This window comes from Pseudomonas sp. PS01298 (genome assembly GCF_029959745.1).
Classification (GTDB): Bacteria; Pseudomonadota; Gammaproteobacteria; order Pseudomonadales; family Pseudomonadaceae; genus Aquipseudomonas; species Aquipseudomonas aylmerensis.
Genome location: NZ_JASCPP010000151.1, coordinates 1 through 11533, shown reverse-complemented (window position 1 = coordinate 11533; position 11533 = coordinate 1). Strand labels below are relative to the sequence as shown.

11 protein-coding genes and 1 pseudogene are annotated in these 11533 nt (G+C 62.6%); 4 read left to right on the top strand and 8 right to left on the bottom strand.

Annotated elements, in window-relative coordinates:
* Positions 1-138: 138 nt before the first annotated feature.
* Genes QMX97_RS29595 through QMX97_RS29585 form a run of 3 tightly spaced genes read right to left on the bottom strand, consistent with a single transcriptional unit; the run spans position 139 to position 3076 of the window.
* Positions 139-1062: a sugar ABC transporter substrate-binding protein gene (locus tag QMX97_RS29595; protein WP_282398084.1), complete on the bottom strand. Its 924-nt coding sequence runs from the start codon at positions 1060-1062 to the stop codon at positions 139-141.
* A 35-nt stretch (positions 1063-1097) separates the two neighbouring features.
* Positions 1098-2231, bottom strand: coding sequence for a phytanoyl-CoA dioxygenase family protein (locus QMX97_RS29590; RefSeq protein ID WP_282398083.1), 1134 nt, complete (start codon positions 2229-2231; stop codon positions 1098-1100).
* Positions 2231-3076 (bottom strand): SDR family oxidoreductase, encoded by an 846-nt coding sequence (locus QMX97_RS29585; RefSeq protein ID WP_282398082.1) that lies wholly within the window; start codon positions 3074-3076, stop codon positions 2231-2233. The genes QMX97_RS29590 and QMX97_RS29585 overlap by 1 nt, the downstream gene beginning before the upstream one ends.
* A gap of 124 nt (positions 3077-3200) precedes the next feature.
* On the opposite strand from QMX97_RS29585, the gene QMX97_RS29580 reads away from it, so the two are divergent.
* Together QMX97_RS29580 and iolG are read left to right on the top strand one after the other, a co-directional pair.
* A complete protein-coding gene (locus tag QMX97_RS29580) occupies positions 3201-4226 on the top strand; it encodes a LacI family DNA-binding transcriptional regulator (protein ID WP_065908008.1) in 1026 nt (341 codons plus the stop codon).
* 33 nt (positions 4227-4259) lie between these two features.
* The gene (iolG, locus tag QMX97_RS29575; protein ID WP_282398081.1) at positions 4260-5264 is read left to right on the top strand and encodes an inositol 2-dehydrogenase; all 1005 of its coding nucleotides are present in this window, start codon (positions 4260-4262) and stop codon (positions 5262-5264) included.
* A 51-nt stretch (positions 5265-5315) separates the two neighbouring features.
* On the opposite strand, the gene QMX97_RS29570 is transcribed toward iolG, so the two are convergent.
* Entirely contained in the window at positions 5316-6479 is a 1164-nt protein-coding gene (locus tag QMX97_RS29570) for a GGDEF domain-containing protein (RefSeq protein ID WP_120448781.1), read from the bottom strand.
* A gap of 109 nt (positions 6480-6588) precedes the next feature.
* Complete coding sequence (locus QMX97_RS29565) at positions 6589-7800, bottom strand: MFS transporter (protein WP_065908015.1); 1212 nt, start codon at positions 7798-7800, stop codon at positions 6589-6591.
* 97 nt (positions 7801-7897) lie between these two features.
* On the opposite strand from QMX97_RS29565, the gene QMX97_RS29560 reads away from it, so the two are divergent.
* Together QMX97_RS29560 and QMX97_RS29555 are read left to right on the top strand one after the other, a co-directional pair.
* The gene (locus tag QMX97_RS29560) at positions 7898-8719 is read left to right on the top strand and encodes a helix-turn-helix transcriptional regulator (protein ID WP_065908017.1); all 822 of its coding nucleotides are present in this window, start codon (positions 7898-7900) and stop codon (positions 8717-8719) included.
* A 9-nt stretch (positions 8720-8728) separates the two neighbouring features.
* Positions 8729-9112 (top strand): annotated as a pseudogene (locus QMX97_RS29555) (AraC family transcriptional regulator); the annotation flags it as partial.
* On the opposite strand, the gene QMX97_RS29550 reads toward QMX97_RS29555, so the two are convergent.
* From QMX97_RS29550 to QMX97_RS29540, 3 genes are all read right to left on the bottom strand, one after another.
* Positions 9087-9593: a GAF domain-containing protein gene (locus QMX97_RS29550; RefSeq protein ID WP_065908023.1), complete on the bottom strand. Its 507-nt coding sequence runs from the start codon at positions 9591-9593 to the stop codon at positions 9087-9089. The pseudogene QMX97_RS29555 and the gene QMX97_RS29550 sit on opposite strands and share 26 nt — an antisense overlap.
* Positions 9594-9644: 51 nt before the next feature.
* Positions 9645-11147: a glycine betaine/L-proline transporter ProP gene (gene proP, locus QMX97_RS29545; RefSeq protein ID WP_065908025.1), complete on the bottom strand. Its 1503-nt coding sequence runs from the start codon at positions 11145-11147 to the stop codon at positions 9645-9647.
* A gap of 57 nt (positions 11148-11204) precedes the next feature.
* The coding region (locus QMX97_RS29540; protein WP_282398080.1) for a hypothetical protein at positions 11205-11533 on the bottom strand (329 nt) is incomplete at its 5' end.

Sequence of the window (11533 nt, the reverse complement as noted above, 5' to 3'; positions counted from 1 at the left end):
GGCTTGCCCCGCGTTGGGCTGCGCAGCCGCCCCAGTCATCGCCACCTCGTTTCTTCAGACAGTCCGAGGTGTCAGGTTTTGGGGCTGCTGCGCGGCCCAACGCGGGGCGAGCCCGCTCGCCACGGAGGTTGAGGAGGGTCAAGGGTTGAGGAAGGCCTGGTAGTTGTCCTTGGTGATCTGCTGGTAAGGGATGGTCAGCTCAGCCACGTAGGGCTCTTGCTTGACCATCTTCACTGCCAGGTCAATTGCGCCCACGGCCTGACCCTTGTTGTCCTGATACGCCGTCACCAGCAACTGGCCTTTCTTCACGGCATCCAGCCCGGCCGCGCCGCCATCGCTGCCGGCGACCAGGATGTCCTTGCCCGGTTGCATGCCCGCCTGGCTGATGGCCATGGCCGCGCCAATCGCCATCTCATCGGCATTCGCCGCCACTGCGTCGATCTTGCGTCCGGACACGATCCAGTTGTTCATCAGGTCAATCGCCTTGCTGCGCTGCCACTCCGCGCTTTGCTCCTCGACAATCTTGATGTCGGGGTAGTCCTTGAGCACGTTTTTCACGCCCTGCGTGCGGTTGTGCGTGGCGTTGTTGGACAGCAGCCCGAGCATGATCGCGAGGTTGCCCTTGCCGCCCATTTTCTCGGCCAGGTACCGCATCTGGATCTCGCCCGCCTTGATCTCATCCGAGCCGACATAGCCCACCCCCGGTGGCACCTCCTTGAACTCGGGACGGCGGTTAACGTACACCAGCGGGATCTTGGCCTGCTGCGCATTCAGGGTCATTTTCTGCGTGGCGGCGGTGTCGACGGCGTTGACGATAATCGCGTCCATGCCCTGGGCGCTGAAGTTCTGCACCTGGTTGAGCTGGCGGACCACATCGCCCTGGGCGTCTTCGAATTGCAGGCTCACGCCCGGCAACTCCTTGGCATGGGCGGCCATGTAGTCACGCATCTGCGCGAGGAATACGTCGTCGACCTGGGCGATGCTTACGCCGATACGAATATCGGCGAGTGCCCAGGGGCTGATGGCGAGGGTGAAGAGTGCCGCAAGGAGGTGTTTCTTCATGATATTGCTCCGTTGTTTTTGTTGTTGTTAAAGCATCACGCCTGTCGCTTGGCCCGCAGCTGCGTGACGGCCGCCGCGAAGTCTGCAGGTGTCCAGCGTTCGTCGAGGGCTTGCAGCATCAGTGCCTGTCCGGTTTGCGGGGCCAGGCCGTGCAAGGGTGGGTCGGTGTCGAGGTTGGTCGGGAAGGCATAGCCGTCGGCGGTGCAGGCCACCACCGCAGCAACCGCCTGCGCGTCCAGGCCGGTATTGGCCAGCAACGCCGGGTACACCGCCAGCATCATGCGGTCACGGTCGAGGGCTTCCATGGGCTTGCCGAACGCCGAGGAGATTTGCAGCAGATTGGCCATGCGCTGGCAGTCGGCGGTGCGATTGGTGCCGGCGGCATGGAACAGCGCCGGATTGAAGAACAGCAGGTCGCCCTTGTTCAGTGGCAGTTGCACGGCATGGTGCTGGAAGTAGTCGATAAACTCTGCGCGGCGCCAGGCCAGGTAGCCCAGGGCGTATTGCTGGGAAAACGGCAGCAGCTGGGTCGGGCCGGTTTCCAGCGGCATGTCCGAGTGAGCCACCGCGCCCTGCAACGTCAGGTACTGCGACAGCAGGTGCAAGGGCAGAGGGAAGCGCTCCACCACCTCGACGGTCTGGAAGCCCAAGTGATAATCGCGGTGCGGCTGTTGCGCCTGGCCGCCGGGGTGCACCACGTTTACCTGCGCCGTGACCTGGTAACTCGGGCCCAGCCACGCCTCGGCGATCAGCCCCAGCAACGGGTTGGCGTAGTACTCGACAAACGATTCCGGCGACTGCAACGCGGCCTTTTGCAACGCGTTCCAGATGCGCCCGTTGCTGCCGGCCTTGGCAAAGTGGTCGGCGGCCACACCTTGCGCGGCCTCATGCGCGAAGATCGCGTCGAACACCTGGCTGTGCCGATCCACCACCTCCAGGTCTTCATAGGCGCGGCGCACCACCATCACTCCCGGTCCGTCGCGAAACAGGCGATGCAATTCGTTCATGACCGCGAGGCGGTCGCTGTTGCGCAAGGTTTGCGCCTGGTAGATCGGCACGTTGCTGACCACTTCAGCGGCCAGCGGATAGTCCTCGGCATGCGCCTTCTGCGCACAGACGCGGCTGAAGTCAGCCAGGCGCACGGCCTCTTCGGTCACGAATGCGGACATCACGCACCTCCTGGCAGGCTCAGCGCCTGGTGCGGTTGCGGGCTGCCGCCGTCGGTGCAACCGACCACGCCTTGTTCCAGGTCGATGATCGAGCCGGTCATCATCCCCGACTCGCGTGACAGCAAAAACGCCACGCTTTGCGCGACCTCCTCGGGCTTGAGCAGGCGCCCGAACGGCTGCGCGCTTTCGGCCTTGGCCAGCCAGCCATCTTCTGCACCGTGGTAGTGGCGCTGGATTTCATCCTCATGGGGCGTGTCCATCCAGCCGATATTCAGGCCATTGACGCGGATGCGGTTGCGCAGCGCGCTGAACGCGACGTTCTTGGTCAGAATCGCCAGCGCGCCCTTGGACGCCGCGTAAGCACTGAGGAACGACTGCCCGCCGTGCCCGGTCACGCTTTGGATATTCACCACGGCGCCTTCCACGCCGTTGCTGATCATCAGTTTCAATGCGTCCTGCAACAGGAAGAACGGTGCACGGACGTTCACCGCCATCAACCGATCAAACAGCTGCGGCGAGGTATCGAGAATGGTGCCGCGATCCGACATGCCCGCGCAGTTCACCAGCCCGTGCAAGGTGCCGAAGTGGGTGCGTGCCGCCTCGATGATCGCGCGACAATCCTCGACTTTCTCAAGGTCGGCCTCGACAAAAAACGCCGGGCAATCGAGTTCAGCCAGCAGTCGCACCTGCTCTTCGCCCTGGGCGCGGCGGCGCCCGCAGATGATCAGCCCGGCGGCGCCACGGCGCGCCAGGGTGTGGGCGACTGCCGCGCCGAGGCCCTGGGTGCTGCCGGTGACGACAAAGTATTGGCCTGAAAACGAGGTGGCGAGATCGGTAGAGGGCATGCAGTTTCTCCTGGATTCTTGTTGTTGTGGATCGTCCGGCTCGACGCCGGGCAAAACTGAGACTAGCATTGCAAAACCTCAGTAACGCCCAAAAAAGACCTCAAAAACACCTCAGGCGAAACCCATGCTCGAACGCGCAAAACATTTCTCCATCAAGCAACTGGCCACCCAGGCCGGGGTGAGCAAAGCCACGGTCGACCGCGTGCTGCACCAGCGCGGCAGCGTGCACGCGCAGACCCGGCGGCGGATCGAGCAGGCGCTGGAGGAATTGGAGGCTCAGGAGAAAAACGGCCTGGCGGTGGGACGCACGTTTCATGTCGACGTGATCATGCACACCCCACAACGCTTCAGTGCGGCGGTGCAGGCAGCAATCACCGCGCAGTTGGCGAGCCTGGCGCCGTTTCGGATTGCCCCGCGTTTTCACCTGTTCGAAGAAATCGAGCCGCAGGCCATGCATGACCAACTGCTGCGTTGCCTCGACACCGGCAGCCAGGGCGTGGTGCTCAAGGCGGCCGATGAGCCGGCGGTGAACCAGGCGGTCAAGCAACTGATCGCGGCGGGGATTCCGGTGGTGACCCTGGTCACGGACCTGCCGCAAAGCGAGCGTATCGGCTACGTCGGCATGGACAACCGCACCGCCGGCCAGACCGCCGCCTACCTGATGTCGCGCTGGTTGCCGACGCAGCCCCAGGACGTCGCGGTGGTGATCGGCAGCGAGCTGTTTCGCGGCGAAGAAGAGCGCGAGATGGGCTTTCGTGCCTGGCTGCGCGGGCGTGCCCCGCACTTGCGCGTGCTCGATATCAGTGGTGGCTACGGCGTGTATGCGCGCACGTTCGAGCGGGTCACCGAGGCGCTGCAACAGCATCCCGACCTCAAGGCGGTGTACAGCGTCGGCGGCGGCAATCGCGCGATTGTCGATGCCTTCGCCGCGCTTGATCGCCCGCTGGAGGTGTTTATCGGCCACGACCTCGACCAGGAAAACCGCCAGTTGCTGCTCGACGAAAAAATCGCTGCGATCATCGATCACAACCTGCAGATCGATGCCCGCCACGTGTTCCTGCACATCCTGCACTACCACCGGTTATGGAAGGCCGGCCCGATTGCGCCGTCACAGGTGCAAATCGTCACGCCGTTCAATCTGCCGGACTGAATCTCCCTCAATAACAACATCAGGAGTTCGACCATGCTACGTATCGCCGTTCTGGGTGCCGGGCGCATCGCCAAGATCCACGCCGCCAACGTCGCCGCCCACCCCAGTGCCACGCTGGTGCTGGTGGCTGATCCCTGGCGCGAAGGCGTCGATGCGCTCAGCGCGCAACTGGGCTGCGAGGCGGCCTACGATTGCGCCGCCGCGCTGACGCGCAAGGACATCGACGCCGTGGTGATCGGCACGCCCACCGACACCCATGTCGATCTGCTGCTGGCGGCGGTCGCCGAAGGCAAGGCGGTGCTCTGCGAGAAGCCCATCGACCTTGATATCGCCAAGGCCCGCGGCGCCGCCCAAGCGGTAGAGCGCCAGGGCGGCAAGGTGATGCTCGGCTTCAACCGGCGCTTCGACCCCGACATGCTGCGCCTGCGCCAGGCCCTCGACGCCGGGCAGATCGGCGCAGTGCGCCAGGTCATCATCACCAGCCGCGACCCCGGCCTCGCGCCCCGCGATTACCTCGAACACTCCGGCGGCATCCTGCGCGACATGACCATCCACGATTTCGACACCGCCCGCCACTTGCTCGGCGAAGAGCCGGTGGAAGTCAGCGCCATCGCCAGCCGCCTGGTGGACCCGAGCCTGGAAGCGATCGACGACTACGACAGCGTGATGGTCCTGCTGCGCACCGCCTCGGGCAAGCAATGCCATATCAACTGCTGCCGCCAGGCGGTGTACGGGTACGACCAGCGGGTCGAAGTTTCCGGCGCCAACGGCGTGTTGCTCACCGATAACCATCGTCCCAGCACCGTGCGCCACTGGAGCGCCGAACACACCGAGGCGCTGGAACCGCTGCAGCACTTCTTCCTGGAGCGCTACGCCGATGCTTATCGCAATGAGTTGACGCAGTTCATCGAGGCGCTGAACCACGGCCACGCACTGCCCACCAGCATGCGCGACGGCCTGTACGCCCTGCACCTGGCCGATTGCGCATTGGCTTCGGTGCAGACCGGGCGCAGCGTGGCCGTTAACTACGACCTGTAGGCGCTGGATTGCCGGCGCTGACGCGTCAACACCGGGCCGATTGCGGCGTCATTAGGGCGCCTGCATCGCCCGGCGGTCCACCAACCGGATGCTATCGCGCCCGCCACGCTTGGATTCATACAACGTGGTGTCGCCTTGCTCGATCAATGCGGTGAGGCTCGCCGGCGGTTGGTCGAACAGGTTGGCGCCGATGCTCAGGGTCACCGGCTGCGGGGTAGGCACGGTCTGCGCGGCCAGTTGATAAAACTGGTCGCGCAGGCTGCTGCCCAGTTCGATGATCTGCTCGCTCGACGCCGGGGTGAGCAGGATCACAAATTCGTCACCGCCCAGGCGTGCGGCCAATGCGCCACGCGGCACCACACTGCGGATCATCTCGCTCAGGGCGATCAGCAGGCGGTCGCCGGCCGTGTGGCCGTAAAGGTCGTTGACCCCTTTGAAGTTATCGATGTCGATCAGCAGCAGCGCACCCGGTTGCGCCGGTGATACCTGGGCCAGCAAGCGTGGCGCGCGCAAGTCGAGGGCGCGGCGGTTGTACAGGGCGGTCAGCGGGTCGCGGGCGGCGAGGCGGGCGATCTGTTGTTCGCGCCGGTAGCGTTCCGAGCCGGTCATCGACAGCGCGATCAGCATGATCGCCATGGCGCCTTCCACCAGCGACACCTGGATGATTTCGCCCTTGAACGCGGCAAGGTCGATCAACGTGCCGGGGATCAGCACCGACAGCGCCTTGGCCAGATAGAACACGCCATGGATCAGCAGCACGTACCGCAGCTGCACCGCGCCGATGCTCAGCGATTTACCGTGCGGACGCAGCAGGAAGCTCGCGCGCAGCGTCGGCAGCGCCACCAGCAGCGATTGCACGCCGAGCATGGCCTTGGACCAGGGCAGGTCAGCCGGCAGCATCAGCATCCCGAGCCAGACCACCAGCAGCAACCACCACAGGCGCGAGAGGCGCACCTGGGTGAACCGCGCCACGCCGAGTAAAAACAACAGGTGCGCAGCCACCAGCAGGCCGTTGGCGAACCAGATGCCGATCATCAGGAAACCGCTGCTGCGCAGCAGGGCCAGGGTTGAACCGAGGGTAATGGTGGCGAAACCGGCGCTCCAGAACAGCAGCGAAGGTTCGCGTACGCTGCGCCATTCAACGGCCAGGTACAGGGCGGCAGCGGCTGCCAGGGCAACGGTGAGTGCCAAGATCGTGGGAGGGTCGAGCGTCATTTCGTGCCGGGTCTGCCTGGGTGTGCGTTTAAACCGGGATTGTAAGCGCACACGCAGGTTTTTCAGAACACTTAGGGTGATGGCACACAGCCATCCGATGACCGGCGGTCTAGACGCCTTTGGTCGACGGCAACAGGATGGTCAGGATGCCCACCAGCGGCAGGAACGAGCACAGCTTGTAGACATACTCGATGCCATGGTTATCGGCGAGCAGGCCGAGCAAGGCCGCGCCGATCCCGCTGAAGCCGAACATCAGGCCGAAGAACACCCCGGCGATCATGCCGACGTTGCCTGGCACCAGTTCCTGGGCGAACACCACGATGGCCGAAAAGGCCGAGGCCAGGATAAAGCCGATCACCACACTGAGCACGGCGGTCCAGAACAGATCGACGTAGGGCAGGGCGAGAGTGAAGGGCGCGGCGCCGAGGATCGAGAACCAGATGACCTTCTTGCGGCCGATCTTGTCGCCAATCGGGCCGCCAAAAAACGTGCCCGCTGCTACTGCACCGAGGAACAGGAACAGGTACAGCTGCGAATTGGCCACCGACAGGTTGAATTTCTCGATCAGGTAGAAGGTGAAGTAGCTGGTCAGGCTGGACATGTAGAAGTACTTGGAGAACACCAGCACCGCCAGCACCACCAGGGCAAACGTCACCCGGCGTTTCGACAGGCCGTGGGTGGCTTTGCTGCCTTGCTTGAGCTTGAAGAGGTTGAGGTGGTTGCGGTACCAGCGGCTCAAGCCATAGAGCACCAGGATCGCGAACACCGCAAACAGGCCGAACCAGGCGATATGGCCCTGGCCGTAGGGAATGATGATCGCCGCCGCGAGCAACGGGCCGAGGGCACTGCCGGTATTGCCGCCGACCTGGAAGGTCGATTGCGCCAGGCCGTAGCGCCCACCGGAAGCCAGGCGCGCGACGCGCGAAGTTTCCGGGTGGAAGGTCGACGAGCCGACGCCCACCAGGCCTGCCGCCAGCAGAATCGCCGGGAAGCTGCCGACAAACGCCAGCATCAGGATGCCGATCAGCGTGCACACCATGCCGGCCGGCAGCAGCCACGGCTTGGGATGACGGTCGGTGTGGTAGCCGATCCACGGTTGCAGCAGCGAGGCGGTCAGCTGGAATGTCAGGGTGATCAGGCCGACCTGGGTGAAGCTCAGCCCGTAATTGGCCTTGAGCATCGGGTAGATCGAGGGCAGTACGGCCTGGATCAGGTCGTTGATCAGATGCGCCAGGGCGCAGGCGCCGAGGATACGCATGACTAACGGGCTTACTTGAGGCGGACTCGAGGTGGCAGCAGGTGATGCGGTCAAGGTCGACATGCAGGCATTCCATACAAGGCAGCGATCAGGGACAGCCCGTACTTGAGCAGGCTGTCCATTTCAAATTGTTTCGATGGTTATGCTAGAGTCGCCGAAAATGCCTGTCTCGCGTAATTCGGGAAGCAACCATCGCAAAAAGGGCGAAATGATTAAATCACTTGATGTTTTTCTGCAGGAGATCGATGCGGGCGACTGGGCCGTGATCAGCTCGGCCACCGACTACCCGGAAAACTGGGTGATCCCCGACCATCGCCACGAAAAGCACCAGCTGTTGTACGCCACCGAAGGCGTAATGGTGGTGCATTCGGCGCATAACCAGTGGACGGTGCCGCCCAATCGCGGTTTCTGGATGCCCAGCGGGCAGGTGCATTCACTGCGTTGCGTGGGTGCGCTGAAAATGCGCAGCGTGTTTGTGCGCCCCGATAGTTTCCCCAACCTGCCGACCGAGACCAAGGCAGTCAGCATTTCGCCGCTGCTGAGCGAACTGATCAAGGCCTCGGTCAGCCTCAAGCCGCCGTACGCCGAGGATTCGCGGGATGCGCGGATCATGCACCTGATCCTCGACGAACTGGCGCTGCTGCCGGCGTTGCCGCTGTCGTTGCCGCAGCCCGCCGACGCGCGCATCAATCAGATCTGCGAGGCGTGGCAGGAGGATCCGGGTGATGCCTCCACCGTAGCCGACTGGAGCGAGCGCCTGGCCCTGGACCAGAAAACCATCCAGCGCCTGTTCCGCAAGGAAACCGGCATGACTTTCGGCCAGTGGCGCCAGCAGGCACGGCTGCTGCTGGCGCTGGAGCGTATTGCGGTGGGAGAGAAGATCATCGACGTGGCCCTGGAGCTGGGTTACGACAGCCCGAGCGCCTTTACCAGCATGTTCAAGAAACAGTTTGGCAAGACGCCGAGTCATTTTTTCAGGTAGCGCGGCGCGCTTCGACAGATCTGTTCGGTGGACGGCCAGGGTTACCGGATTGCCCGGGCAATCGACTGGCTGAAACTCAATTACCACGGACCTTTGCGCGTAGATGAATTGGCCGAGCGCGTGCAGATGAGTGCCGCGACCTTTCACCATCACTTTCGCCAGCTGACGGCGATGAGTCCATTGCAGTATCAGAAATGGCTGCGCCTGAACGAGGCGCGGCGCTTGATGTTGAACGAGCATCAGGACGTGTCCAGTGCTGCCTTCAAGGTTGGCTATGAAAGCCCGTCGCAGTTCAGTCGCGAATACAGCCGCCTGTTTGGCGTGCCACCCAAACGCGACATGGCCGCGTTGCGTGGCAGGGCGGCGGTCACTGATCTGCCGGGGTCAGATTAGCGTAGAAAATGCAGCCGATCAGGCGTGCAAACAGGCTGAGGGTTTCCGGCAGGTTGGGGTCATCAAACAGCATCGACCGCGAATCCAGTGCGCACAGCGCGCCAAACAGGCGGCCGTCGGGCAGGAAGATCGGCGCACCGGCGTAGCTCTCGATCGCGTATTGCTTGACCACCGGGCGCGATGCAAAGCGGCCGTTGTCGCTGATCTGCGGAATGAACAGGGCCTGGGGGTCGATGCAGAACTCGCTGCACAGGGTGGTTTCGAGGTCGAGGACGTCGTCGACGTGGATGCCCATGTCGACCGTGTCATGCACGGAGCAGACGATCCATTCCAGGTCGGTGAATTTGGCGATGCCGGCAAAGCGCATGCCGGTCAGGCGGGTGACCAATTGCAGGATGCTGGTGGTGGCTTCTATTTCGGCGATGGCAGCGCGTTCATCGGCGCTGAGTAGCGATTGTGCAGCGGTGACGCTTGAAACCATGCTTGACACTCCAATGGCGCGACGGCCGGGGCCGCCACGCCGGGTAAGGGCTTAATTAATCCGTGGATGCTGCTGCACCAGGTTCTGGCGCTTGGCTTCCAGGGCGGCAATCTCGGCATCGATGTCTTCGATTTTCTGCTCGATATTGTCGTGGTGCTCCTGCAGGAGTTCCTTGGCTTCTTCCATGTCCGAGGCGGCCGGGGCTGCGCCGCGCAAAGGCTTGTTGGCGGTTTCCTTCATGGTCAGGCCAGTGATCAGGCCGATCACGGCAAACACCATCAGGTAATAGGCGGGCATGAACAGGTCATTGGTGCTTTCCACCAGCCAGGCCACGGCGGTTGGCGTCACGCCGGCGATCAATACCGACACGTTGAACGCACTGGCCAGCGCGCTGTAGCGCAGGTGGGTGGGGAACATCGCGGGCAGCGTCGAAGCCATCACGCCGATAAAGAAGTTCAGCACGACCGCGAGGATCAGCAGGCCAGCGAAGATCAGCCCGGTCTTGCCGCTGGTGATCAGCATGAACGCCGGGATGGCCAGGAACAGCAGGCCGATGCTGCCGGCGATGATGAAAGGCTTGCGGCCGATCTTGTCACTGACAAAGCCAATGAACGGCTGCACGAACAGCATGCCGACCATGATCGCGATGATGATCAGCACGCCGCTGTTTTCGGCGTAGTGCAGGTTGTGCGAGAGGTAGCTGGGCATGTACGTGAGCAGCATGTAGTACGTCACGTTGGTGGCCGCGACGATACCGATGCAGGTCAGCAGGCTGCGCCAATGCTTGGTGGCGATCTCCTTGAACGACACTTTCGGGCCGTGGGTCAGGCCTTCGCGGTCGCCTTGTTCAAGCTTGTCGACATGTTGTTGGAACGCCGGGGTCTCTTCCAGCGCATGGCGCAGGTACAGGCCGATGATGCCTAGGGGCAGGGCCAGGAAGAACGGCAGGCGCCAGCCCCAGGCTTCGAAGTCCGCTTCGCCGAGCACGCTGGAAATCAGCACCACTACACCCGCACCCAGCACGAAGCCGGCAATCGAGCCGAAATCCAGCCAGCTGCCGAGGAAGCCGCGCTTGCGGTCTGGCGCATATTCGGCAACGAAAATCGACGCGCCGGTGTACTCGCCGCCCACCGAGAAACCCTGGGCCATCTTGCACAGCAGCAACAGGATCGGTGCCCAGATGCCGATGGAGGCGTAGCCTGGAATCAAGCCGATGGCGAAGGTACTCAGCGACATGATCACGATGGTCGCGGCGAGGACTTTCTGTCGCCCGTATTTATCCCCCAGCGCGCCGAAGAACAGGCCGCCCAGCGGACGAATCAGGAAAGGCACGGAGAAGGTGGCGAGGGCGGCGATCATTTGGACACTGGGCGAGGCGTCCGGGAAGAACACTTTACCCAACACATAGGCGACGAACCCGTAGACACCGAAGTCGAACCATTCCATGGCGTTACCCAGGGCGGCGGCGGTGATCGCCTTGCGCATCTTGGTGTCGTCGACGATGGTGATGTCTTTCAATCCGATGGGTTTGACGCTTTTCTTACGTAATTTCATGCGGGCCACTCTAAAGCAGAACAGGGGTGGTGCCATCGTTGCGATGGCACCGCTCTGTCACTTCAGATACAAGGGGACACGAAATAATTCACCACTATTTGTGTTTTTTTGCTTGGCGGGGAAACTGGTTTTAAACCGATTGGGTTTTATGGGGGGATTGGTTTGGGGTGAGCTGGCTTTCTTCGTAGCGAGCTGGCTTCTTTTGTAGTGAGCTGGCTTTCTTTGTAGTGAACTAGCTTTTTTTATATTGAGCTGGATTTTTTTGTAGTGAACTGGATTTTTTGTGGCGAGCGGGCTTGCCCCGCGTTGGGCTGCGCAGCAGCCCCAAAACCAGGCGCCACGGTATACCTGATGTTTAAAGGGGGTACTTATGGGGGCTGCTGCGC